This is a genomic window from Lysobacter sp. Root604, assembly GCF_001427505.1.
GTDB lineage: Bacteria > Pseudomonadota > Gammaproteobacteria > Xanthomonadales > Xanthomonadaceae > Lysobacter.
This window is the reverse complement of sequence record NZ_LMGS01000011.1, coordinates 234,013-256,634: the sequence shown is the minus strand read 5'-3', so window position 1 is coordinate 256,634 and position 22,622 is coordinate 234,013. Positions and strand designations below refer to the sequence as shown.

21 protein-coding genes are annotated in these 22,622 nt (G+C 68.8%); 7 read left to right on the top strand and 14 right to left on the bottom strand.

The window, feature by feature from the left end; all coding sequences use genetic code 11:
* Positions 1 to 22: 22 nt before the first annotated feature.
* Genes ASD69_RS18550 through ASD69_RS18540 form a run of 3 tightly spaced genes read left to right on the top strand, consistent with a single transcriptional unit; the run spans position 23 to position 2,774 of the window.
* Complete coding sequence (locus tag ASD69_RS18550) at positions 23 to 1,369, top strand: ATP-binding protein (protein ID WP_056181905.1); 1,347 nt, start codon at positions 23 to 25, stop codon at positions 1,367 to 1,369.
* Complete coding sequence (locus tag ASD69_RS18545) at positions 1,366 to 1,842, top strand: hypothetical protein (protein WP_056181902.1); 477 nt, start codon at positions 1,366 to 1,368, stop codon at positions 1,840 to 1,842. The genes ASD69_RS18550 and ASD69_RS18545 overlap by 4 nt, the downstream gene beginning before the upstream one ends.
* Positions 1,839 to 2,774 (top strand): tetratricopeptide repeat protein, encoded by a 936-nt coding sequence (locus ASD69_RS18540; RefSeq protein ID WP_056181900.1) that lies wholly within the window; start codon positions 1,839 to 1,841, stop codon positions 2,772 to 2,774. The genes ASD69_RS18545 and ASD69_RS18540 overlap by 4 nt, the downstream gene beginning before the upstream one ends.
* A gap of 15 nt (positions 2,775 to 2,789) precedes the next feature.
* On the opposite strand, the gene ASD69_RS18535 is transcribed toward ASD69_RS18540, so the two are convergent.
* Positions 2,790 to 3,470 (bottom strand): rhomboid family intramembrane serine protease, encoded by a 681-nt coding sequence (locus ASD69_RS18535; protein ID WP_056181897.1) that lies wholly within the window; start codon positions 3,468 to 3,470, stop codon positions 2,790 to 2,792.
* 88 nt (positions 3,471 to 3,558) lie between these two features.
* Positions 3,559 to 3,906, bottom strand: coding sequence for an MGMT family protein (locus ASD69_RS18530; protein ID WP_056181894.1), 348 nt, complete (start codon positions 3,904 to 3,906; stop codon positions 3,559 to 3,561).
* Between the two features lie 41 nt (positions 3,907 to 3,947).
* Between ASD69_RS18530 and ASD69_RS18525 the strand changes: the two genes are divergently transcribed.
* Positions 3,948 to 4,355: a hypothetical protein gene (locus ASD69_RS18525; protein ID WP_056181890.1), complete on the top strand. Its 408-nt coding sequence runs from the start codon at positions 3,948 to 3,950 to the stop codon at positions 4,353 to 4,355.
* 206 nt (positions 4,356 to 4,561) lie between these two features.
* Here the strand turns inward: ASD69_RS18525 and ASD69_RS18520 are convergent, their stop codons facing one another.
* Complete coding sequence (locus ASD69_RS18520; RefSeq protein ID WP_056181887.1) at positions 4,562 to 5,683, bottom strand: inorganic phosphate transporter; 1,122 nt, start codon at positions 5,681 to 5,683, stop codon at positions 4,562 to 4,564.
* A gap of 13 nt (positions 5,684 to 5,696) precedes the next feature.
* A complete protein-coding gene (locus ASD69_RS18515) occupies positions 5,697 to 6,323 on the bottom strand; it encodes a DUF47 family protein (RefSeq protein WP_056181884.1) in 627 nt (208 codons plus the stop codon).
* A 333-nt stretch (positions 6,324 to 6,656) separates the two neighbouring features.
* On the opposite strand from ASD69_RS18515, the gene ASD69_RS18510 reads away from it, so the two are divergent.
* Together ASD69_RS18510 and ASD69_RS18505 are read left to right on the top strand one after the other, a co-directional pair.
* Positions 6,657 to 7,994 (top strand): hemolysin family protein, encoded by a 1,338-nt coding sequence (locus ASD69_RS18510; RefSeq protein WP_056181882.1) that lies wholly within the window; start codon positions 6,657 to 6,659, stop codon positions 7,992 to 7,994.
* Positions 7,978 to 8,616, top strand: coding sequence for an exopolysaccharide biosynthesis protein (locus ASD69_RS18505; protein ID WP_056181879.1), 639 nt, complete (start codon positions 7,978 to 7,980; stop codon positions 8,614 to 8,616). Before ASD69_RS18510 ends, ASD69_RS18505 begins: the two co-directional genes overlap by 17 nt.
* 29 nt (positions 8,617 to 8,645) lie before the next feature.
* Here ASD69_RS18505 and ASD69_RS18500 read toward each other — a convergent pair whose 3' ends face one another.
* The 3 genes from ASD69_RS18500 to ASD69_RS18490 all read right to left on the bottom strand — a co-directional run bounded on the left by ASD69_RS18500 (position 8,646) and on the right by ASD69_RS18490 (position 12,581).
* A complete protein-coding gene (locus ASD69_RS18500) occupies positions 8,646 to 10,778 on the bottom strand; it encodes an EAL domain-containing protein (protein ID WP_056181876.1) in 2,133 nt (710 codons plus the stop codon).
* Entirely contained in the window at positions 10,775 to 11,656 is an 882-nt protein-coding gene (locus ASD69_RS18495) for a phosphate/phosphite/phosphonate ABC transporter substrate-binding protein (protein WP_235567270.1), read from the bottom strand. The genes ASD69_RS18500 and ASD69_RS18495 overlap by 4 nt, the downstream gene beginning before the upstream one ends.
* 148 nt (positions 11,657 to 11,804) lie before the next feature.
* Positions 11,805 to 12,581: an RNA methyltransferase gene (locus tag ASD69_RS18490; RefSeq protein WP_056181872.1), complete on the bottom strand. Its 777-nt coding sequence runs from the start codon at positions 12,579 to 12,581 to the stop codon at positions 11,805 to 11,807.
* 94 nt (positions 12,582 to 12,675) lie between these two features.
* Between ASD69_RS18490 and ASD69_RS18485 the strand changes: the two genes are divergently transcribed.
* Positions 12,676 to 13,494: an inositol monophosphatase family protein gene (locus ASD69_RS18485; protein ID WP_056181868.1), complete on the top strand. Its 819-nt coding sequence runs from the start codon at positions 12,676 to 12,678 to the stop codon at positions 13,492 to 13,494.
* A 551-nt stretch (positions 13,495 to 14,045) separates the two neighbouring features.
* On the opposite strand, the gene secF is transcribed toward ASD69_RS18485, so the two are convergent.
* The 7 genes from secF to ASD69_RS18450 all read right to left on the bottom strand — a co-directional run bounded on the left by secF (position 14,046) and on the right by ASD69_RS18450 (position 22,561).
* Positions 14,046 to 14,999 carry a protein translocase subunit SecF gene (secF, locus tag ASD69_RS18480; protein WP_056181866.1) on the bottom strand — a complete coding sequence of 318 codons (954 nt, stop codon included), beginning with the start codon at positions 14,997 to 14,999 and terminating at the stop codon, positions 14,046 to 14,048.
* 13 nt (positions 15,000 to 15,012) lie between these two features.
* The gene (gene secD, locus ASD69_RS18475; RefSeq protein ID WP_056181864.1) at positions 15,013 to 16,881 is read right to left on the bottom strand and encodes a protein translocase subunit SecD; all 1,869 of its coding nucleotides are present in this window, start codon (positions 16,879 to 16,881) and stop codon (positions 15,013 to 15,015) included.
* Positions 16,882 to 16,938: 57 nt separating this feature from the next.
* Positions 16,939 to 17,295: a preprotein translocase subunit YajC gene (yajC, locus tag ASD69_RS18470; RefSeq protein ID WP_056181860.1), complete on the bottom strand. Its 357-nt coding sequence runs from the start codon at positions 17,293 to 17,295 to the stop codon at positions 16,939 to 16,941.
* Positions 17,296 to 17,644: 349 nt separating this feature from the next.
* Complete coding sequence (gene tgt / locus ASD69_RS18465) at positions 17,645 to 18,751, bottom strand: tRNA guanosine(34) transglycosylase Tgt (protein ID WP_056181857.1); 1,107 nt, start codon at positions 18,749 to 18,751, stop codon at positions 17,645 to 17,647.
* A gap of 139 nt (positions 18,752 to 18,890) precedes the next feature.
* Complete coding sequence (gene queA, locus ASD69_RS18460; protein ID WP_056181854.1) at positions 18,891 to 19,955, bottom strand: tRNA preQ1(34) S-adenosylmethionine ribosyltransferase-isomerase QueA; 1,065 nt, start codon at positions 19,953 to 19,955, stop codon at positions 18,891 to 18,893.
* Between the two features lie 837 nt (positions 19,956 to 20,792).
* A complete protein-coding gene (locus ASD69_RS18455) occupies positions 20,793 to 21,395 on the bottom strand; it encodes a response regulator transcription factor (protein ID WP_056181851.1) in 603 nt (200 codons plus the stop codon).
* Complete coding sequence (locus ASD69_RS18450) at positions 21,392 to 22,561, bottom strand: sensor histidine kinase (RefSeq protein WP_056181848.1); 1,170 nt, start codon at positions 22,559 to 22,561, stop codon at positions 21,392 to 21,394. The genes ASD69_RS18455 and ASD69_RS18450 overlap by 4 nt, the downstream gene beginning before the upstream one ends.
* Between the last annotated feature and the right edge of the window lie 61 nt (positions 22,562 to 22,622).

Genomic DNA, 22,622 nt, shown 5'->3' with positions numbered 1-22,622 from the left:
CGCCGAGCCCGTCCGATCGCCCATGCCCAACGCCCCTACGCACGACCTGCTCAACGCCCTGCGCGCCAGCCCCGACAACGCGGTCTTGCAGGGATTGGTCGTCGACGCCTGCATCGCCGCCAACGACCCCGCCGCTTTGCGCGAAGCCATCGACCTGTGCCAAGCCGCGCTGTCGATCGACGACAGCCGCCGCGGCGCGGCCGCGCGCCTGTTGCTCGACGCCGGCGACACCGACTACGTGCTGCGCCTGTCGCCGCCGGACTCCGCGCCGGCCCTGCTCGCGCAGTCGCGCGTGGCGATGGCCGAGGGACGCCGCGACGAGGCCCGCGCCTGTTACGAGCGCGCGATCGCCCTGAACCCGGCGCTGGAAGATCCGGCCCTGGCGGCCTCGCTGAGCGGCAAGGTGGTGTCGCTGGCCGATGTGCGCGGCCGCGCGCAAGCCAGCATCGCCAACGACGATACCGATCCCTACGATCTGGCGCGGCTGGTGCAGCCGTCGGCCGAGCGCGTGAGCTTCGCCGACGTGGGCGGGCTGGATCAGGTCAAGCACCAGATCCGGCGCCGCATCATCACCCCGTTCCTGAAACCCTCGCTGTTCGAACGTTTCAAGCGCCGCTCCGGCGGCGGCATCCTGCTGTACGGGCCGCCAGGCTGCGGCAAGACCCTGCTGGCGCGCGCCACCGCCGGCGAATGCGGCGCCAAGTTCTACAACGTCGCCATCACCGACGTGCTGGACATGTTCATCGGCGAATCCGAGCGCAAGCTCCACGCCATCTTCGAACAGGCGCGGCGCACCGCCCCGTCGGTGCTGTTCTTCGACGAGATCGAAGCCATCGGCGGCAAGCGCCAGCACACGCGCGAGGCCACCTCGGCCAAGCTGGTCAGCCAGTTCCTGACCGAGCTCGACGGCTTCGCGCAGAACAACCATGGTGTGCTGATCCTGGGCGCGACCAACGTGCCTTGGGCGGTCGACGCCGCGTTCCGCCGGCCCGGCCGCTTCGACCGCGTGCTGTTCGTGCCGCCGCCGGACGAAGGCGCGCGCCGCGCCATCCTCGACCTGCAATTGCAGGGTCGGCCGATCGCCGACGCCATCGACGGCAGCGCCATCGCCAAGCTCACCTCGGGCTACTCGGGCGCCGACCTGCGCAACCTGGTCGAGACCGCCGTCGACGAGGCCATCGAGCAATCGATCGACGCCGGCCGCGAAATGCCGCTGACGCTGGCGCACCTGCGCGAGGCGCACAAGCAAACCCGCGCCACCACGCTGGAATGGCTGACCACCGCGCGCAACCATGCGCGCTACGCCAACCAGGGCGGGCAGTACGACGAAGTCCTGGACTTCCTGAAACAGCACGGGGCCGGGGAATGACGGCCGCCGCCTATCGTTTGCCGGACGAGCCGCTGCCGTCGGGCCTGGCGCGCTACGCGGTCGACCCGATGTGGCCCCTGCTGGCGCTGATGCTGGGCGGCAACGCCTTCGGTCTGGCCTGGTTCGTGCTGAACGGTCTGGCCCTGGGCAGCCCGACCCGCGCGCGCGAATGGGCCTGCGTCGCGATCGGCCTGCTCGGCAGCGCGGGGCTGGTTCTCGGCCTGGATAGCCTGGCGCGCGCGGGCTGGCTGCAGGGCGCGGAGTTGCGCTACGCCGCCCTGTCCATCGTCACGCTGAAGCTGGCGATCGCCTACGCGATCTACATGATGCAGGCGCGCTGCTTCGAGATCTGGGAACACTACGGCGGCGTCGCCCGCAACGGCTTGCCGGTGTTGCTGCTGATCGCGGTGATCGGTCGCGGTTTTCTGGCGACCCAGACTTGGCCGGCCTGGCTGGGAGCGATGCTGCGATGAACGATATCGACGACGGCGCCCGCCTGTTCGAGCTGGCCTTGCGGCAGTTGCGCCAAGGCCAGATCGACGCGGCCATGAACACGCTGGTGCAGCGGCTGAGCGAGGACCCCAACGACGCCGACGCGCATGCCCTGCTCGCGCGCTGCCTGCTCAGGCGCAAGCGCCCGCACGCGGCCGCGATCGAGGCCCGACGCGCGATCGAGGACGAGCCCGAATCGCTGGCGGCGCAGTTGGTGGCCGCCGACGTGGCGATCGCCCAGCGCCGGCTCCCGCAGGCGCAGGCGCATCTGGAAACGGCGCGCTCGCTGTATCCGGATGTCGCGGCCGTGTACGACAGCTATGCGCGCCTGGACCTGGCCTGGGGCCGCGAGGCGCAAGCCCGGGAACACAATCGCCGCGCCTGCGAACTCGATCCCGACGACAGCGACTACCTGGCCCTGCGCGCCTGGCTGGAATTCCAAAGCGGCGATCGCATCCAGGCCGAACGCTGGGCGCGCGAAGTCCTGAGCTTCGAGCCCGACCATGTCGAGGCGCTGTGCGTGCTCGGCCATTGCGCGCTCGCCCAGGGCGATGTCGAGTCCGCGCGCGAGCACGCCGCCTGGGCCCTGCAGATCGATCCGATGGACGAGCAGGCGCTGACCCTGCTGGGCGCGATCAAGGCCCGCCAGAACTGGCTGCTGGGGCTGTGGTGGCGCTTCCAGAGCTATGTGTCGGCGGGGTCCAGGGGCCGCGCGGTGGTGTTGCTGCTGGGCATGTTCCTGGCCTACCAGATCACCCTGATCGCGCTGGACGAGCACGGCCACAAGCAGCTGATCGGGCCGCTGTCCTATCTTTGGCTGGGCCTCTGCCTCTACACCTGGATCGCGCCGACCTGGTTCTGGCGATCGGTGCGGCGCGAGCTGGAACAGGTGCGGCTGCGCCCGAACTTCTGATCCGGCGCCGCCGGATCAGTGGACCACGCGCAGGTGCGAACGCTTCTTCTTGGGCGGGCGGCGGCCGAACGGCGGCCGTCCCTGCCAGTAGCGGATCAGCAACCAGCCGAACAGCATGCCGCCCAGATGGGCGAAATGGGCGACGCCCTCGCGGGTGCCGAAGATGCCGTAGGCCAGCGCGATGCTCGCGTACACGATCGCCAAGGTCCGCGCCTTCAGGATGATGGGCAGCGGCAGCATGGTGACCTTCTGGTTCGGGAACAGCAGCGCGAACGCGACGATCAGGCCGTAGACCGCGCCCGACGCGCCGACCGTGGTGACCGCGTAGCCGTAGTAGTGCAGCAAGGCGCTGGTCAACGCCAGCTGGCACAGACCGGCGCCGACGATGCAGACCAGGTAATAGGTCAGATAACGGCGCTCGCCCCACTGGTGTTCGATCATCGCGCCGAACATCAGGATCGGGATCAGGTTGAACAGCAGGTGGCCGAAATTGCCGTGCAGGAAACCGTAGGTGAACAGCTGCCAGGGCATGAAGCCGGCGCCGCCGTAGACCTCGCCCGAGCCGATCGGCCAGAGCTGGAGATAGTCGAGGACGACGCGCCCGAGCTCGCTGTATTCCAGCAGCCATTGCAGGACGAACACCGCGATATTGACGAGCAGCAGCAGCTTGGTGACGCGCGGCAGATTGCGGAACATCTGAACTCCCGGGGGATACGCCTATGTTAGCCGCTGGACGCGGACCCGCGCGGATCTTGCGGTCCCACCGTTCACGGCCACGCCGGGGTCAGTCCGGCGGCCCCCAGATTTGGGCATCCAGCGTCGCGGCGGCGCGAACGCCGAGCACCCGCCCGCCTTCCACCCGCAGGCCCTCGCCGCGCAGGCGCTGGCACTGCTCGCGGTAGCCCTTGGAGCCTTCCGGCAGGGCGATCCGGCCGTCCGAGCGCAGCACGCGGTGCCAGGGCAGTTGGGGGTCGTCGTTCTGGCTGAGCAGGCGCGCGACCAGGCGCGCGCGCCCGGGCAGGCCGGCGCGGCGGGCGACTTCGCCATAGCCAGCGACCTCGCCCTTGGGAATGGCGCGGATCGCGGCGAGGATGCGTTGGGCGGCGACCTCGGAGTCCATGAGGGTTAGCATAGCCACGTCGTACGAACAAAGAAGCCCGCAGGGAGCAGACCATGAAATTCGAACAAATCCGCAAGCACCTTACCCAGTCCGGCTTCCACCTCACCCTGCACGACGACGGGGTGCTGTGCATCGAGCTGTCCTTGGAACAGGGCACCCGCCACCAGGCTATCTTCCTGTCCGAGTTGGAGGACGACGACCAGCGCCCGTTCCTGCGCGTGAGCACCGCGATCGCGCCCACCACCGGCCTGGACGCGCGCCGCGCCCTGATCTTCAACTGGCAAAGCCACGTCGGCTACCTCGCCATCGGCGACCTCGACGGGGTGCCCTATCTGCAGTTGTGCGAGAACCGCCCGTTGGAAGGCCTGGCCGCGTCCGAGATCGACCGCCTGGTGCTGGAGATCGGCGGCCTGGGCGACCGCATGGAGCGCATGCTGTCGGCCGACGGCGACCTGCTGTAAGAGACGCGGCCACCGCGACGCCTGGTCGGGCTGCGCATCCGCCTTCTGTGGGAGCGGCGTGAGCGGCGATCGCGCCGGCCAGCGCGGTGACGCGATCGCGGCTCATGACCAAAGGAACCCCCTGTGGGACGCCGCTCCCGCAGGAAACAAGGCCACGAAAAAGCCCGCATCGCTGCGGGCTTTTTCGTTTCATCGTCGTGCCGGCATCAGGCCCAGCCCAAGGCCTCGATCAGGCGCCACAGGCCGTAGGCGATGCCGCCGGCGGCCGGGATGGTGAGGATCCAGGCCCACACGATGCGTTCGATCACGCCCAGCTTGAGCTTGCGCGGGTTCTTGGCGAAACCCACGCCCATGATCGCGGTGGAAATGCTGTGGGTGGTGGACACCGGCATGCCGAAATGCGCGGCCGTGACCAGGATGGTCGCCGACGCGGTTTCCGCCGCGAAGCCGTCGATGGTCTGCAGCTTCACCATCTTGTGGCCCAGGGTTTTGATGATGCGCCAGCCGCCGGCGGCGGTACCCGCGGCCATGACCAGGGCGCAGGTGGCGATCACCCAGGTGTCGATGTCGTCCTTGCCGCCGTCCGGATGCAGGAACGACAGCCAGGCCGGCAGGTCGTTGAGGATGCCGGACGACTGCGCGCCGAAAATCGACAGGGCGATGATGCCCATGGTCTTCTGCGCGTCCTGGCGGCCATGGGCCAGGCCCATGTAGGCGGCGGACACCAGCTGGGCCTTACCGAAGAAGGCGTTGACCCAACGCGGCTTGGCCAGCTTCGCCAGCGGGCCGCCGGCCTTCATCATCGAGGAGATGATCAGGTACAGCAGGGCGATGATGCTCACGCCCAGCAGGAAGCCCGCCAGCGGCGAGGTGATCATGGGCACCACCACCTTCCACAGCAGGCCCTTGTTGCTGGCCCAGTCGCCGTCGCCGGCCTTGGACCAGATCAGCGCGGTCCAGTTGTTGTGCGAGGCCGCCAGCGCGGCGCCGCACAGGCCGCCGATCAGCGCGTGCGAGGACGACGACGGCAGGCCGCGCCACCAGGTGATCAGGTTCCAGATGATCGCGCCCAGCAAGGTGCAGATCAGCACCTGCGAGGTCACGTTGACGACCTCGGTATCGATCAGGCCCGAGGCGATGGTCTTGGCGACCGCGGTGCCCATGAATGCGCCGATCAGGTTGGTGCTGGCGGCCAGCATGATCGCCTGGCCGGGGGTCAGCACCTTGGTCGCCACCACCGTGGCGATCGAGTTGGCGGTGTCGTGGAAACCGTTGATGAACTCGAATACGAGCGCGGCCAGGATCACCACTAGGACCAGAGTCAGCATCACGAGGGAGGCCTCAGCTGTTCTTCAGCACGATCTGGTAGGCCACCACGCCGGCTTCGCGGCAGCGGTCGATGGCCTTCTCCAGAATCTCGAAGAACTCCTTGAGCAGGAACATCTGCAGGTTGTCCAGGCGGCCGGAATAGATGTCGCGGTACAGCTCCAGCATCAGACGGTCGGCCTCGTTCTCCAGCGAGCGCAGCTTCTCGTTGAGCTCGGTCATGCGGTCGATGTTCATCTTCTGCAGGTCGTGGACCATCTCCACCACCACCGCGGCGGCCTGCTCCAGCATCGCCGCGCGCGGCGCGAAGTCGATGCCGTCCAGGTGCTGGATCGCCAGCGAATAGCGGTCGGCGAACTTCTCGACCTGCTTGGGGATCTTGTACAGGGCCGAGCCCAGCGACTCGATGTCCTCGCGCTCGATCGGGGTGATGAAGCTGTCGACCAGGGCGTGGCTGATCTTGTCCGAGGTCGCGCGCTCGCGCTGGCGGGCCAGCTTGAAGGCGTCCAGGGCCGGCTGACGGTCGGCGGCCTTCATCATGGCGTGCAGTGCCTTGGTGCTGTCGTAGGCGGCCTGGGCGGCCTCGTCTAGCAGGGTGTAGAACTGCTGGCCGGAGCCGAAGATGGTCTGCAGCGAGAACATGCGTGAAAGCCTCTGAATGCCGGCCGCGACCGGCCCGGGGTGGTTGTGCGGGCGCGATTATGACGGTTTGATGGCGAACGCGCCCGTCTTTCGCGCCGGCCTGTGCCCCGAAACGGGCGAAAACCGCCCGGCCGGGGCCCCTCACCCACCGCTCACGCGGCCGGCGCGGCGGCGCCTGTTAAGATCGGGGCCGCGCATCCCCCGCCCACCCTGCCCCATGGACGACGACCCAACATCGCCCGCCCGCGTTAGCGCGGCCCCCCTGTCCGGCCCGCGGTCTACCGCTCACGCCCCCGGCATCCCCGCCCCTGACCCCTCGATGGAGCAGCCCGCATGCTCGAGCTGCTGATCGTCGCTGCGCTGATCGTGCTCAACGCCTTCTTCGCCTTGTCGGAGATGTCGCTGATGACCTCGCGCAAGCTGCGCCTGAAACAGATGGCGGAGACCAGCCGCGGCGCACGCACCGCGCTGGCGCTGGCCGAGCATCCGGACAACCTGCTGTCGACCGTGCAGATCGGCATCACCGGCATCGGCGTGCTGACCGGCTATTTCGGCGGCGAGTCGATCGGCCTGGTCATCACCGGCTGGCTCGGTCATCTGCTGTCCGGCGACTTCTCGCAGTACGCGCGTCCGATCGGCATCGGCACCGCGATGGCGCTGATCACCGCCGCCCAGGTCATCTTCGGCGAGCTGATCCCCAAGCGCCTGGCCCTGACCAATCCCGAGCGCATCGCCAGCGCGGTCGCGATCCCGCTGTACGGCCTGTCGCGCGGCGCGCGGCCGGCGGTGAAGGCGCTGGGCGCGATCAACCGCCTGGTGCTGCGCATCCTGGGCATCAAGGACGACGCCCGCAGCGAGATCAGCGAAGAAGAGATCCGCCTGCTGGTGACCGAAAGCCACGAGCAGGGCGTGATCGACGCCGACGAACGCAAGATGATGAACCGCGTGCTCAGTCTGGGCGACCGCACCGCCGAGAGCCTGATGACGCCGCGCACCCGCATCGCCTGGCTGGATGCCAACACCAGCTTCGCGCAGAACCTGGAGACCATGCGCGAGAACGCTTATTCGCGCTATCCGGTCTACCGCGGCGGCGACAGCGACGTGCTCGGCGTGCTCGAGGTCAAGTCGCTGCTGGACCGCCTGGACCAGACCGCGCCGGAGCTGTTCACCCACCTGCGCCCGCCGCTATTCGTGTCCGAATCCACCCATGCCCTGAAGTTGCTGGAGATCTTCCGCGAGGAGCAGCTGTCGCTGGCGCTGGTGGTGGACGAATACGGCGACGTCACCGGTCTGGTCACGGTCAACGATCTGATGGGCGCGGTGATCGGCCGCATCCAGAACAACGAGACCGACGACGACGCAGCACCGGTGGTCGAACGCTCCGACGGCTCCTACCTGCTCGACGGTTCGCTGGCGCTGGAAGACCTGCGCGAGCTGGTCGGCGGCGGCCGCCTGCCGGGTGAGGACGAGCACGACTTCCACACCGCCGCCGGCATGGTCATCGCGCGCTTCGGCCGCATCCCGCACGTCGGCGAGCATTTCGACTGGAGCGTGTGGCGGATTGAAGTGGTGGACCTCGACGGGCCGCGCATCGACAAGCTGCTGCTGCAACGCATCGCCGCGCCGCGCGAGGACGCTCAGGAACCGGTGGCCGATGACGCCTCCGGTTGATCGCAAGCCGCCGGCGCAGGAAGCCGGCACGCGCGCGCTACTCGACGACTTCGCGACGGGCGACCCCGCCGAGGTCTTGCGCCTGGGCGATGTGCTGGCCGGCCTGGGCGATCGCTCCTTCGGCATGCTGCTGTTCGTCTCCACCATCCCGGCCTTCATTCCGATCCCGGGCGTGGGCGGCGCGGTCAGCGGGCCGCTGGTGATGCTGATCGGCGCGCAGCTGCTGATCGGTCTGCGCAAGCCCTGGTTGCCGGGCTTCCTGGCCCGGCGCGGCCCGCACCGGCAGGCGATGGCGCGCTTCCGCAACCTGCTCTCGCCCTGGCTGACCCGCCTGGAGCGCGTGGTCCGCCCGCGCGCGACCGGTCTGCTCGATCACCGCGTCGCGAGCGCGTTCACCGGCCTGCTGCTGGTGCTGCTGGGCCTGCTGTTGTCGCTGCCGATCCCGTTCACCAACTTCCTGTTCGGTGGCTTGCTGCTGCTGTTCGCGTTCGCCTTGCTGGAACGCGACGGCCGCCTGATGGCCGTGGCCTGGGGCATGGGCGCGATCGCGGTGGCGGTGTTCGGCGTGCTCTCGGGCAGCCTGGCGACGCTGATCGGCGGCTGGATCGATCGCTTGCAGTGAGGCTTCGGCCAAGGCCGCAGCGATCGCGATCAACCCAACAGCGTCAGAAACTCTTCCGCGCCCACCGGGTGGCCCAGCCAATAGCCCTGGGCGAGGTCGCAGCCGCGTTCGCGCAGCACCGCGTACTGGCCTTCCTTCTCCACGCCCTCGGCGACCACGGTGATGCCCAGCGAATGCGCCATGGCGATGATCGCCGTGGTCAGGGCCAGGTCGTCCGGGTCGCGCAGCACGTCGGCGATGAAGCTGCGGTCGATCTTGACCCCGTCCACCGGTACCCGGCGCAGATGGCTGAGGCCGGAGAAGCCGGTGCCGAAATCGTCCAGCCACACCTTCACCCCGGTCGAACGCAGGCGCGCGAGCAGGCTGCTGGCGTGGATCTCGTCGCCGATCACCGCGGTTTCGGTCAGCTCCAGGTGCAGACGCTGCGCGGGCAGGCCGGTTTCGTGCAGGCAGGCCGCGACCACATTGGGCAGATCGCCGGTGCGCAGTTGGCGCGGCGAGACGTTGACCGAGACGAACAGCGGTTCCGCGCCCGGGCGCGCGTGCTGCCAGCGCACCGCGTCCTGGCAGGCCGCGCGCAACACCTGCGGGCCCAGGGTTTCGATCAGTCCGCTCTGCTCGGCCACGTCGATGAATACCGACGGCGCGACCAGGCCCTGCTCGGGATGGCGCCAACGCAGCAGCGCTTCGGCGCCGACCATGGCCCCGTCGCCGAGGCGGTACACCGGCTGGTAGACCAGGCTGAGTTCGCCGCGGTCCCAGGCGCCGCGCAGCTCGTGCTCCAGGTGCACGCGGCGCTCCACCGCCTGGTCCATGGCACGGCTGTAGAAGCGATAGCAGTTCTTGCCCGCGACCTTGGCCTGGTACATGGCGATGTCGCCGTTCTTCATCAGCGAGGTCGCGCCGGAGGCGTCCTCGGGGAACAGGGTCACGCCGATCGAGGTGCCCAGGAAGACCTGGCGGTCGTGGACCACGATGGGCTGGCCGAGCTCGGCCACCAGCACGTCGGCCAGATGGCTGGCGCGCGCGCGTACCCCGCCCTCGTGGCCGTCGCCGTCCTGGACCAGGATCACGAACTCGTCGCCGCCAAAGCGCGCCAGCAGCGCGCCCTCTCCGCCCAGGCGGTTCACGGTTTCCTGGATGCGGTTGGCGAACTGCAACAGCACATCGTCGCCGGCGTCGTGGCCCAGGGTGTCGTTGACGCGCTTGAAGTCGTCGATGTCGGCGAACAGCAGGCCGAGTTGGCGCCCGGCGCCGCGCAGCTGCAGCAGGCGCTGGTCCAGGGTCTCGCGGAACGCCAGGCGGTTGGCCAGGCCGGTCAGCGCGTCGGTGTAGGCCATGCGGCGGATGTCGCGATCGTGGCGCGCCAGGCTCTGGCTCATGCGCCCGAACGCGCGCATCAGGTCGCCGACTTCGTCGTGGCGATTGCTGGCCGGCGTGCTGGTGTCGAAATGGCCGGCCTCGATTTCCATCGAGGCGTCGGCGAGCTGGCGGATCGGCTGGACCAGGAAGCGCTGAATCAGATAGACCATCAGCGCGCCCAGCGCGAGCAGGCCGGCCGCCAGCAAGCCGATCCAGATCATGTGCTGCTGGGCCAGCGCGTCCAGTCGGCCGCGCAGGTCGCCCAGGGCCTGGTCCTGGAACTGGTGCACGGTCTTGAGGTCGTAGCCCACGCGCACGCCGCCCAGGCGCTCGTTGCCGATCATGATCGGCGCCGACACGTCCATCACGATGTCGCTGGACTGGGTGTGCAGCTTGCGCGCGGCGATCACCTCGTAGGCCATCGGATCGTCCATGCGCTTGCCGTAGCTCGGAATTTCCTCGCTGCCGTCGTGGACGATGTTGCCGTCGTTGTCGTACACCAGCACGTAGCTGATGCCAGGGTTGCGCAGGGTCGCGCGGCTGAGCACGCCGACCGCGTCCAGATCGAAGTAGTACAGCGGGTTGGCCAGCGATTCGGCCAGTTGCGCGACCATGCCCTCGCTGTGCCGCTTGAGGTTGTCGGCGATCATGCCGCTCATGGCTTCGCGGCTGACGCCGACCACTTCGCGCTGCATGCGCTCCTGGCGGTTGAGCAGCAGCGCGATCAGCGCCAGCACGACCAGCATGGCCAAGGCCATCATGACCAGGAACTTGGCCTGCAAGCCGAAGCGCAACTTCATTCGACCTCCGACCGGACTTGCGCGACACCGTTGCCGATGCGCTGCAGGGCCTTGGCCGATGCCGGGTCGATCGGCATGAAGCGGGTGGTCTTGAAGAAGCGCAGCAGGGCCTCGCCGGCATCCGGATCGCCGGCCGCATCCAGCAGCACCTCGCGCAAGCGCGCCTCGACGCGCGGGTCGAGGTCGCCGCGCACCACTTCGACCGCGCGCGGGTAATCGCCGGTGCGGCCGATCTCGATCATGTCGCGGCGGAACGCGGGCGGCATCCGGCGCGGGTTGTCCCAGTCCAGATTGCTCATCACGCCGACATCGACCAGGCGCTTGTGCACCCAGGTCGAGATGTTGAGCTCAGAGCGCGCGAACAGGTAGCCGACCTCGCCGTGTTCGATGCGGTCGGTCGGCGACAGCAGGATCTCCAGGCTCAGGCCGCGGTCCAGCAGCTCGGCGACCGGCACGAAGTAGGCGCTGGTCGAGGACGGGCGCTGGAAGGCGACGCTGTGGCCGCGCAGATCGTCCAGCGAGCGCAGGCCGCTGTCGCGACGGGCGAAGAACACGCTGTGGTAGTGGCTGGTGCCGTCGCGCTCGGTCAGCAGCAGGGGACGGGCATCGGCGCGCTGCTTGAGCAGCATCGCGGTGCCGGCGGTTTCGGTGACCCAATCGACCCGGCCGCGGCGCAGATAGCTGGCCATCTGCTGCGAGTCCTTGGCCATCAGGATCCGGCCCTCGCGGATACCGACGTCGGCCATGCGCGGGACCACGTAGTCCAGCAGCGGCTTGAGCTGTTCGTAATGGGCCTTGGGGTCGTCGCTGATCCGGCCCAGCACCAGCACGCCGCGGGCGTCGCTGTCGGCCGATTGCGCGGGAACCGGCACCGACAGTCCCGCGACCGCCAACGCGAGCCCGAGCAGGACAGCGATGCAACGCGCGCTAGCGATCAAGAAAGTGACTCATCGGGACTGCCCGCCGCAGCGTAATCGAAACCGGCCCTGGCCGATACCACCGGGACCCGGCCAGGCCGCCCCGCTGTCAACGGCGCTGCCCGGCCAGCATGGCCATGCGCTCGGCGTCGGCGAGGATGCCGCGCAGCAGGCGCACTTCGCGCTCGTCCAGATCGGCGCGCAGAAACAGCCGGCGCAGCTTGCGCAGCGCCGATTCGGGCGCGCGGCCCTTGTGGAAGTCGATCGCGTCCAGGGTCTCGCCGAGCTGGCTGAAGAAGCCCTCCAGTTGCGCGTGCGAGGCCGGCGGATCGGAGCGGGCGGGCGCGGGCGCCGCCGGCGCGGCCGCGAGCGCGGCCATACGCAGCTCGTAGGCCAGCACCTGCACCGCCGCGGCCAGGTTCAGCGAGCTGTAGCCCGGATTGGCCGGGATATGCACGGCGGCGTGGCACAGCTGCAGCTCCTCGTTTTCCAGGCCGGTGCGCTCGCGCCCGAACACCAGCGCCACCTCGGCGCCGCCGCCGGCCTCGGCCAGCATGCGGCCGGCGGCCTCGCGCGGGTCGTACTGCTCCAGCTGGACCCGGCGATTGCGCGCGGTGCAGCCCAGCACCAGCCGGCAGTCGGTCAGGGCCTCGGCCAGGGTCGGGTACACGACCGCGGCCGCGAGCACGTCGTCGGCGCCCGCGGCCAGGGCCGCGGACTCGTGATTGGGGGCCTTTTCGGGCGCGACCAGCACCAGCCGGGACAGGCCCATGGTCTTCATCGCGCGGGCCGCGGAGCCTATGTTGCCGGGGTGCTGGGTGCCCACCAGCACGATGCGCAGCCGTGCCAACAAGGGCGTTTGGTCTGGATTGGGATCGTTCGCCATGCGCAATGGTAAACTCCCCGCCCCGGCCATAGCGCCGGTTCGTTCTTTCAGCCCGCCAGCCCGTCCCCCACCTCCGTTCCCGAGGCCGTTCGCCATGCAGAAACCCGCCGTTACCCTCATGGTCAAGGCCGCCCGCGCCGCCGGCAACGTGTTGCTCCGCCACATGTACCGGCTGGACGCGCTGAACGTGGTCGAGAAGGACCGGATGGACTACGCCAGCGAAGTCGACGGCCTGGCCGAGGCCGAGATCATCAAGGAATTCCGCCGTTCCACGCCCGACTACGCCATCCTCGGCGAAGAGAACGGCTCGATCGGCAGCGGCCGCTACACCTGGGTCATCGATCCCCTGGACGGCACCAGCAACTACCTGCGCGGCATCCCCCACTACTGCGTTTCGATCGCCCTGGTCGAGGGCGGCGAGCCGATCCACGGCGTGATCTTCGATCCGCTGCGCAACGAGCTGTTCACCGCCAGCCGCGGCAGCGGCGTCCAGCTCAACGAGAAGCGCGTGCGCGTGGCCGAGCGCAAGGATCTCAACGGCGCCATGATCGTCACCGGCTTCCCGCCGCGCGAGCGCCCGCGCGCCAGCGCCCACCTCAAGTGCGTGGACTCGCTGCTGACCGAGGCCGAGGACATCCGCCGCACCGGTTCGGCCGCGCTGGACCTGGCCTATGTGGCCTGCGGCCGCGCCGACGCCTATTTCGAGGCCGGGGTGAAGCCCTGGGACATCGCCGCCGGCGCCCTGATGGTGCGCGAGGCCGGCGGCAAGGTCTGCGACTTCCGTGGTCGCGGCACCGGCCCCATGGACGCGCGCGGCACCATCGGCCGCCAGCTGGTCGCCGGCAACCTCAAGGTCTGCGACGCCCTGCAGAACCGCATCGTCAACACCGGATACGCGGCCGCGTTCGACTGAACCCGGCGCCGCAAAGCCGCGAACGCAAAGGCCGCGCGATTGCGCGGCCTTTTTCGTTGCCGCAAGGATAGCCGCAGCCCGCCTGCTCCCTCTCGACCCATGCCCCCTGTAGGAGCGGCGCAGCCTCCTGTGGGAGCGGCGTAAGCCGCGATCGCGAATTCCGACCAGCGCGCGGGTTTCGATGCTGTCGCAGCTCCAGGTCGCGGCTCACGCCGCTCCTACCCCAAAGCCGGCTCACGCCTTCTGTGGGAGCGGCGCAGCCTCCTGTGGGAGCGGCGTAAGCCGCGATCGATTGCCGGCGTAGCCGCATAGAGCCGATGGCATCCGCAGGCCTGCCTCGCATGGCGATGCCAGTCGCGCGGCCGCGCGCGTTCTCGCTATCGCGGCTTACGCCGCTCCCACAGAAAGCCCCGGAGGCGCGCGTCACTCGCTCACGCCTTCCCTCTGCGACGCCCGCCGCTATGCCTAGACGCTATGCCTCGACGCAAACGAAAAGGCCGCGCATCTGCGCGGCCTTTTCGTTGCCTGGGGCCGAAGCCCCGACGCGGGACTCAGGGACGACGCGCCAGCGCCGCCTCGTCCTTGGCCTTGGGCATCAGGTCCTGCTTGGTGACCTTGAGCCAGCCCATGGTCAGCAGCGGGCAGGCCACGAAGATCGACGACAGGGTGCCGATCACGATACCCAGCATCTGCGAGATCGCCATGCCTTCCAGCGAACCGCCGCCGTACAGGTACAACGCGAACACGGTCAGGAAAGCCACGAACGAGGTGATCACCGTACGCGACAGGGTCTGGTTGATCGACTTGTTGAGGATGGTTTCCGGATCGGCGCGCATGGTGCGGAAGTTCTCGCGCACGCGGTCGAACACCACGATGGTGTCGTTGATCGAGTAGCCCATCACCGACAGGATGCCGGCCAGCACGGTCAGGTCGAACTCGTTGCCGAACAGGGCGAACCAGCCCGCCACCACCACCACGTCGTGCAGGGTGGTCAGCACCGCGGCCACCGCGAACTTCTTCTCGAAGCGGAACGAGATGTAGATCAGGAAGCCGACCACCACGAACAGCAGCGCCCAGATGCCGTTGGCGGCCAGATCGCGACCGACCTGCGGGCCGACGTAGCCGCCGCCCTTGATCTTGCCCGGGTTGCCGGGCGTGGACGCGATCGACTGCACTTCGTTGATGGTGTTGTTGGAGTCCTTGGCGCTGCCGCTTTTAGGCTGCAGGCGGATCAGCAGCTCGTTGCCGGTGCCGAAGGTCTGGACTTGGGCGCCGGCGTAGCCGGCTTCGTCCAGGCGCGTGCGGATGCCGTCGACGTCGACCGGCTTGGCGAAGCTCAACTCGACGCTGGTGCCGCCGGTGAAGTCCAGGGCGAAGTTGAAGCCCTTGACCGCGATCGCGCCGATCGCGACCAGCATGATCAGGCCCGCAACCGCCATCGACACCCAGCGCAGGCGCAGGAAATCGATGTTGCTGCCATAAGGGAACACGTTGAAGGGTTTCATGTCGCGTGCTCCGTCAGATCGCGATCGTTTTCAGCTTGCGACGACCGCCGTAGATCAGCGTCGCGATACCGCGCGACACAGACACCGCCGTGTAGGCGGAGGTGGCGATGCCGAGCATCAGGGTGATACCGAAACCGCGCAGCGGACCGGTGCCGAACACCGCCATCGCCAGGCCGGCGAGGAAGGCGGTGACGTTGGCGTCGATGATGGTGCCCGAGGCGTGTTCGTAGCCGCTGGCGATCGCCGCCTGCGGCGGCAAGCCGGCGCGCAGCTCCTCTCTTATTCGTTCGTTGATCAGCACGTTGGCGTCGACCGACATACCCACCGTCAAGGCGATGCCGGCCAGGCCGGGCAAGGTCATGGTGGCGCCGAACAGCGACATCAGCGCGACCACCATCAGCAGGTTGATCAGCAGCGCCAGACAGGTGATGACGCCGAACATGCGGTAGTAGATCAGGAAGAAGATCAGGGCGAAGGCGAACGAGAAGCTCACCGCCTTCAGGCCGCGCGCGACGTTCTCGGCGCCCAGGCTGGGGCCGACGATGCGCTCTTCGATGAAGTCCATCGGCGCGGCCAGCGAGCCGGCGCGCAGCAGCAGGGCCAGGTCGGAGGCTTCCTGCTGGCTCTCCAGGCCGTTGGTATTGAATTCCTTGCTGAAGACGCCCTGGATGGTGGCGACGTTGATCACTTCCTCGCTGATCCGGGTCGAGCGCACTTCCTTGCCGTCGACCGTGCGCACCTCGGGGATGCGCTCGATGTAGACCACCGCCATCGGCTTGCCGACGTGCTCGGTGGTGTAGTCGAACATGCGCTGGCCGCCGACGCCGTTCAGGCGGATCTGCACCGCGGGAGTGCCGCTTTGCGAGTCGAACGCGGCGGTGGCGCCGATCAGCTGGTCGCCGGAGGCGATCACGCGCTTGTTGAGCAGGATCGGAATCGGCTTGCCGTCGGGGCCGGTCTCGCGGCGGAAGTAGATGCGCGCCTCCGGCGGCACGCTGCCGCTACGCAGCGCTTCCTGGGCGTCGCCCTCGACCACGCCGCGGTACTCCAGCGTGGCGGTGGCGCCGAGGATGCGCTTGGCCTGGGCGGTGTCCTGGATGCCGGGCAGCTGGACCACGATGCGGTCGGTGCCCTGGCGCTGGATGATCGGCTCGGCCACGCCCAGCGAGTTGATGCGGTTGCGCAGGGTACCGACGTTCTGCTCGACCGCCTCGGCCTGCATGCGCGCCAGCTCGGCCTCGGGCACCTGGATCTCGACGGTGTTGCCGACCACGTTCTGGACCAGCAGCGGCTGGCCCTTGGCGACGATCTGGCGCGCCTTGTCGGCGTCCGCGGCATTGCCGACGGTGGCGATGATGCTGTTGTTGGCGCGGCGCTCGACCGACTCGTAACGCACGTTGGCGTCGCGCAGGCTGACCCGCACGTCCTCGGCGGTCGCATCCAGGCGCTTGTCCAACGCGGCCTTCTGGTCGACCTGCATCAGGAAGTGCACGCCGCCCTGCAAGTCCAGGCCCAACTGCATGGGCTTGGCCTTGATCTTCTCCAGCCAGCCCGGAACGGTCGAAGCCAGGTTCAGCGCGACCACGTAGTCGCTGCCGAGCGGATCGCGCAACAGGCTGGCGACCTTGTTCTGGCTGTCGTTGTTGGTCAGCCGCACCAGCAGGGTGCCTTCCTTCTCGATCGCCACCGACTTGGCCGGCACGCTGGCCTTGCTCAGGACGTCGGCGACGCGCTTGCGCAGCGCTTCGTCCACCGCGGCGCCGCGGGCAGAGGAGATCTGCACCGAGGGGTCCTGCGGGAATACGTTAGGCAACGCATACAGCGCGCTGAGCAGCAACACTACGAGGATGGCCAGATATTTCCAGCGCGAGTAAGTCAGCATCGATTGCCCCTGCGGCGGCCACCCCGGCCGCCGTGCTTCATGTGTCGTGGCGTCGGCTTAGGCCGACTTCAAGGTGCCCTTGGGCAGTACGTTGCCGATCGCGCCCTTCTGCACGCGAATGCGCACGTTGTCGGCGATTTCGACGGTGATGAAGCTCTCGCCGATCTCGGACACGGTGCCGGCGATGCCGCCGTTGGTCAGCACTTCGTCGCCCTTGGAGAGCTTTTCCAGCATCGCGCGGTGTTCCTTGGCGCGCTTCATCTGCGGGCGGATCATCAGGAAGTACATGATCGCGATCAGGACGACGGGCATCAGCAGGCCGCCGAGGCCGCCGCCGAACAGTCCGCCGCCGGCGGGCGCACCGGCCGCGGCCTGGGCGTAAGCGGGGGCGATCAGAAGGTCGAGCAGGTTCATCTACGAAAGTCCTGAAACGAAAATAGCCGGGGATTATGCCATGGCCGGCTGGCGGCCATGGGCGGGCCCGAAATGGGCCCTGGCGCACGCTTTGGCGAGCCGCGAGGGGACCGGGACGGGCCCGAGCGTCCTGGCGACCGCTGCCGCCGGACGGTCCTGGTGGCCCGGTAGAGGGGCTTCAGGATCGCTGGCGGGTAGCCTTTCCCCCTGCCCATCCCGGCCCGATCGCACTGCGAGCGGGAGACGGGGAAGCGGAGTTCGCTYGCCTTGGGCGGCCCTCACCCCTGCCCTCTCCCGCGAGCGGGAGARGGGGAAAGAGGGTTCGCCCGCCTTGCGGGCGAACGGTGTTCTATAAGCGTGCGGCGTAGAAGGACTCGCGGAAGGCGGCAAAGGTTCCCTGCTCGATCGCCGCGCGCATCTGCGCCATCAGGCGCTGGTAGTAGCGCAGGTTGTGCAGGGTGCCCAGCATCGGGCCCAGCATCTCGTTGCAGCGGTCCAGGTGGCGCAGGTAGGCGCGGCTGAAACCGTTGGCGCAGGCATAGCAGTCGCAGCCCTCCTCGATCGGGCGCAGGTCGCGCTCGTACTTGGCGTTGCGCACGCGCACGGTGCCGGCGGCGGTGAAGTAGTGGCCGTTGCGGGCGTTGCGGGTCGGCATCACGCAATCGAACATGTCGACGCCGCGCGCCACCGACTCGACCAGATCCTCCGGCCGGCCCACGCCCATCAAATAGCGCGGGCGGTCCTCGGGCAGCTGCGGGCAGGTGTGCTCGAGCATGGCGTTGCGCTCGGCCTCGGGCTCGCCCACGGCCAGGCCGCCGACCGCGTAGCCGTCGAAGCCCAAGTCCTTGAGGCCGGCCGCCGAGCGCGTGCGCAGCGCGTGGTGGACGCCGCCCTGGACGATGCCGAACAGCGCCGCGTCGTTGCCCTCGTGAGCCTTCTTGGAACGCTCGGCCCAGCGCAGGCTCAGCTCCATCGACTTGCGCGCGACCTCCTCGGTGGCCGGGTACGGCGTGCACTCGTCGAAGATCATCACAATGTCGGAATCGAGCACGCGCTGGATGTGCATGCTCTCCTCCGGCCCCAGGAACACCTTGCTGCCGTCCACCGGCGAGGCGAAGGTCACGCCCTGCTCGGTGATCTTGCGCCGGTGCGCGAGCGAGAACACCTGGAAGCCGCCGGAGTCGGTCAGGATCGGGCCGTTCCAGCGCGCGAATCCGTGCAGGCCGCCGTGGTCGCCGATCACGTCCAGGCCCGGGCGCAGATACAGATGGAAGGTGTTGCCGAGGATGATTTCGGCGCCGAGGGCGCGCACGTGCTCGGGCATGATGCCCTTGACCGAGCCGTAGGTACCCACCGGCATGAAGGCCGGCGTTTCCACCGTGCCGCGCGGAAACGTCAGGCGTCCGCGCCGCGCGGCGCCGTCGTTGCCCAGCAATTCGAAGGACATCCGGCTCATTTCCGCTCCCTCCTTTGGAAAAGAAGGGTTGGGGAGGATTTGCTTTTGTTTGGGGTAGGAGCAAATCCCCGCTGCCCTCCTTTTTCAAAGGGGGGGAAGGCGAGTGCCGATTCAGACGGGCACGCCACTTGGAAAGCGCTCACGCGTCCACCTCCGGCTGCAGCAGCATGGCGTCGCCGTAGGAGAAGAAGCGATAGCGCTCGCGGATCGCGTGCGCGTAGGCGGCGAACACGCGTTCGCGGCCGGCGAAGGCGGAAACCAGCATCAGCAGGGTGCTCTCCGGCAGGTGGAAGTTGGTGATCAGGGCGTCGACCGAACGGATCTTGTAGCCGGGCAGGATGAACAAGCGGGTCTCGCCGGCGTAGGGAAGCAGTTCGCCGTCGGCGCCGCCGCCGTGGCGCATCGCGGATTCCAGCGCGCGTACCACGGTGGTGCCCACCGCGACCACGCGGCCGCCGGCGGCGCGGGTGCGGCGGATCTGTTCGATCAGGCTGGCGCCGACGTTGAGCCATTCGCTGTGCATCACGTGCTGCTCGAGGCTGTCCACGCGCACCGGCTGGAAGGTGCCCGCGCCCACGTGCAGAGTGACGTGCCCGAACTCGACGCCGCGCTCGCGCAGGCGCGCCAGCAACTCCTCATCGAAATGCAGACCGGCGGTGGGCGCCGCGACCGCGCCGACTTCGCGCGCGAACACGGTCTGGTAGCGCTCGTCGTCGTCGTTGCCGGGCTCGCGCTGGATGTAGGGCGGCAGCGGCAGGCGGCCGGCGTGCAGCAGCCAGTTCTCCAGCGAATCGCCGTGCGGCTGGCCGTCGAGGTGGAACTGCAGGCGGTAGAACTCGCCCTCGCGGTCCAGCACCTCGGCCTCGCCGCCGGCATCCAGGGCGATGCGCGCGCCGGCCTTGGGCGACTTGCTCACGCCCAACTGGGCGCGCGCCTGGGCGCCGCCTAGCAGGCGCTCGATCAGGATCTCGACCCGCCCGCCGCTGCTCTTGTGGCCGTACAGGCGCGCGGGGATCACGCGGGTGTCGTTGAACACCAGCAGGTCGCCGGGCGCCAACAACTCGGGCAGGTCGCGGAAGCTGCGGTCGGCCAGCTCGGCCGGCGCCGGCGGCACCAGCAGCAGGCGGCTGGCGGAGCGTTCGGGCAGCGGGGCCTGGGCGATCAGTTCCGGCGGCAACTCGTAATGGAAATCGGATTTTTTCAACGGACGGGTCTTGGTCGGCGGCGAAGAGCCGCTATGCGGTCGGGAGCGATAAGACCGGACATCGGTCGAGGGCGCTGGGCCCCGGCAGCCAACGGCGCCGGAAGCCCGGCATTATCGGCCGCCAGAGGCCCCGGGGGCAAAAGCGGGCGCAGAGGCCGGTTCAGAAGCCCGGCGCTGGTCCCCGGGCAGCCAGCGTTCGGGGCACCCATCGTAAGGCGTGGCGCCTCCCTGCCCTGCCCTGCCCTGCCCTGCTCCCGCAACCGTTGCCGTTGCCGTTGCCGCGGCATTGAAGTCCAAAAGCACCGCGCTCMGTTTTTCGAATGGACAGGGACGTCCATTCGAAAAATCCCGGCGAAAGCCTCGAACTCGCAGGGGAGGGTTGGTCACGCTAGCCCTTCTCTTTGGTTACGTTCTCTTGGGCTAGCAAGAGAAAGTAACCCGCATGCGCAGCAGGCGGAAGCCTTTGACCTTCGGTCGGAAAAGACGAAAGCAAAGCAACAGCAAATCCTCCCCAACCCTCCTTTGACAAAGGAGGGAGCTAGGAGCAAAGGAGGCAGCTAGTAGCAAAAGCATAGTGACCCGCACGCGCAGCAGGCGGAGGGCCTTGGTCCAAAGCCGAAGTCCGATACCAGCAGATCTCAACAAAACCCCAGCCAGCGCCGTAGCCGGAGTTCGCCATCGCGGCTTACGCCGCTCCCACAGAAGGCCGGGCCAATCCGGAACGAGCAACGTGGCTGGGATTCGCGGTCGCAGCCCGCCCCGCTCCTACAAACAGCCTGCGCATCGATCGACGACGCGTCCCAGCCGCACCAGCGCCGAGAGAAGAAACCCGCCGCGCTACAGCCAACCGTTCTGGCGGGCCTGGCGATAGGCCTCGATGCGGTTGCCGGCGCCGAGCTTGCCGATCGCCTCGGACAGGTAGTTGCGCACCGTGCCCTGGCTCAGGTGCAGGCGCTGGCCGATCTCGGCGGTGGACACGCCCTCGCCCGCCAGGCGCAGGACCTGGCGCTCGCGTTCGGTCAGCGGGTCTTCCTCGCCCCAGGCCGCGACCGCGAGCTGGGGATCGATCGCGCGGCCGCCGCGGTGGACCTGGCGCAAGGCCTCGGCCAGTTGTTCGGAGGGCGCGTCCTTGAGCAGGTAGCCGCGCACGCCGGCATCCAGTGCGCGGCGCAGATAACCGCTGCGGCCGAAGGTGGTCACGATCACCACCCGCGTCTCCAGCCCGGATTCGCGCAGGCGCTGGGCCAGCTCGATGCCGGTCATGTGCGGCATCTCGATATCGGTGACCAGCAGATCGGGTTGCAGCCGCTGCACCGCCGTCCAGGCCGCCTCGCCGTCGCCGACCGCGGCCACCACTTCCAGATCGGATTCCAGGTTCAGCAGCGCGGCCAGCGCGCCGCGCACCATCGCCTGATCCTCGGCCAGCACCAGTCGGATCATGCCGCGCCCCGCTCGCTGAAGGTCCGTGCCAAGGCCGGCGTGTCGTCGTCGCGGCGCGCGGCGGCCAGGGCCTCGCGCGGCAGGATCAGGCGCAGGCGCGTGCCGGCGCCGATCGGGCTGTCGATCTCGACGCTGCCGCCGACCTCGCGCAGGCGTTCGCGCATGCCGGTCAGGCCGTGGCCCTCGCGGCCGGCGCCGCCGCGGCCGTCGTCGGCGATCAGCAGGCTCAGGCCGCCGCGGCTCTCGCCGAACAACTCGACCTCAACCCGGGTCGCGCCGGCGTGGCGCAGCACATTGGTCACCGATTCGCGCAGCGCCAGCGTCAGCGCGGTTTCGACCTTCTCGGGGATCTCGACCGGCGCCAGCCGGTGATCCAGGCTGATCTCCGCGCTGAGCAGGGCCAGGCGCGCGGCCGCCAGTTCGGCCTGCAAGCCGTTGGCGCGGATGCCGGCCACCGCTTCGCGGACCTGGGTGAGCGCTTCGCGCGCGACCCGTTCGACCTCGCCGATCTGGGCGCGCGCGCCCTGCGGGTCGCGCTCGAACAGGCGCGCGGCGAGCTGGGTCTTGAGCACCACCAGCGACAAGGTGTGGCCTAGCACGTCGTGCAGATCGCGACCGATGCGCTCGCGCTCGGCCAGGCTGGCCAGGCGCCGCACTTCGTCCTGGGTCAGGCGCAGCTCGGCGTTGCGCAGCTCGCGATTGCGGATGCTGACGACGCCGACGAACACCATCGCCGCCACGATCACGTTGATGAGGTAGGTCGACACCGGCATCGCCTCGGCCGGCAGGAAGCGGTAGAAGCACACCGCCTCGATCGCCATCAGCACCACGCATAGCGGCAGCGCGCGCCACGGCGACAGCGTGGCGGCGGCCATGCCGACGGCGAAAATCACGTAGGCCGCGCCGGCGCCCATCGGCATGGTGGCGAAGCCCAGCGCGGCCACCGCCAGGGTCAGGGCCAGACGCCGGCGCCGCGAGGCCGCGTAGTGATGGGCGAAGTACAGCACCACGAAGGTCAGCGCGGCGGCGGCGAACAACAACACCGCGCGCAGCGGCACCGTCGGCCAGTAGAACATCGGCAGGAACGCGAAAATCAGGTACAGCAGCGACACCCAGCGCCAGAGGGGCGGGTGTTCGTGGGCTTGGATGAAGGCCTTGATGCGCATGCGGATGTGTCCTTCGCTGCCGCGACTGTAAGTAATCCGAAGACGAAAAGTTCGGGCTTGC

What these genes read in the sequence shown, in the direction of transcription:
- tgt (WP_056181857.1), bottom strand. Translation starts at nt 18,751, where the DNA reads ATGAGCCGGATGTCCTTCGAATTGCTGGGCAACGACGGCGCCGCGCGG.
- yajC (WP_056181860.1), bottom strand. Translation starts at nt 17,295, where the DNA reads ATGAACCTGCTCGACCTTCTGATCGCCCCCGCTTACGCCCAGGCCGCG.
- ASD69_RS18485 (WP_056181868.1), top strand. Translation starts at nt 12,676, where the DNA reads ATGCAGAAACCCGCCGTTACCCTCATGGTCAAGGCCGCCCGCGCCGCC.
- ASD69_RS18530 (WP_056181894.1), bottom strand. Translation starts at nt 3,906, where the DNA reads ATGCTAACCCTCATGGACTCCGAGGTCGCCGCCCAACGCATCCTCGCC.
- ASD69_RS18525 (WP_056181890.1), top strand. Translation starts at nt 3,948, where the DNA reads ATGAAATTCGAACAAATCCGCAAGCACCTTACCCAGTCCGGCTTCCAC.
- ASD69_RS18500 (WP_056181876.1), bottom strand. Translation starts at nt 10,778, where the DNA reads ATGAAGTTGCGCTTCGGCTTGCAGGCCAAGTTCCTGGTCATGATGGCC.
- ASD69_RS18545 (WP_056181902.1), top strand. Translation starts at nt 1,366, where the DNA reads ATGACGGCCGCCGCCTATCGTTTGCCGGACGAGCCGCTGCCGTCGGGC.
- secF (WP_056181866.1), bottom strand. Translation starts at nt 14,999, where the DNA reads ATGAAACCCTTCAACGTGTTCCCTTATGGCAGCAACATCGATTTCCTG.
- ASD69_RS18515 (WP_056181884.1), bottom strand. Translation starts at nt 6,323, where the DNA reads ATGTTCTCGCTGCAGACCATCTTCGGCTCCGGCCAGCAGTTCTACACC.
- ASD69_RS18505 (WP_056181879.1), top strand. Translation starts at nt 7,978, where the DNA reads ATGACGCCTCCGGTTGATCGCAAGCCGCCGGCGCAGGAAGCCGGCACG.
- ASD69_RS18490 (WP_056181872.1), bottom strand. Translation starts at nt 12,581, where the DNA reads ATGGCGAACGATCCCAATCCAGACCAAACGCCCTTGTTGGCACGGCTG.
- ASD69_RS18520 (WP_056181887.1), bottom strand. Translation starts at nt 5,683, where the DNA reads ATGCTGACTCTGGTCCTAGTGGTGATCCTGGCCGCGCTCGTATTCGAG.
- ASD69_RS18450 (WP_056181848.1), bottom strand. Translation starts at nt 22,561, where the DNA reads ATGCGCATCAAGGCCTTCATCCAAGCCCACGAACACCCGCCCCTCTGG.
- ASD69_RS18540 (WP_056181900.1), top strand. Translation starts at nt 1,839, where the DNA reads ATGAACGATATCGACGACGGCGCCCGCCTGTTCGAGCTGGCCTTGCGG.
- ASD69_RS18535 (WP_056181897.1), bottom strand. Translation starts at nt 3,470, where the DNA reads ATGTTCCGCAATCTGCCGCGCGTCACCAAGCTGCTGCTGCTCGTCAAT.
- ASD69_RS18510 (WP_056181882.1), top strand. Translation starts at nt 6,657, where the DNA reads ATGCTCGAGCTGCTGATCGTCGCTGCGCTGATCGTGCTCAACGCCTTC.
- ASD69_RS18455 (WP_056181851.1), bottom strand. Translation starts at nt 21,395, where the DNA reads ATGATCCGACTGGTGCTGGCCGAGGATCAGGCGATGGTGCGCGGCGCG.
- secD (WP_056181864.1), bottom strand. Translation starts at nt 16,881, where the DNA reads ATGCTGACTTACTCGCGCTGGAAATATCTGGCCATCCTCGTAGTGTTG.
- ASD69_RS18550 (WP_056181905.1), top strand. Translation starts at nt 23, where the DNA reads ATGCCCAACGCCCCTACGCACGACCTGCTCAACGCCCTGCGCGCCAGC.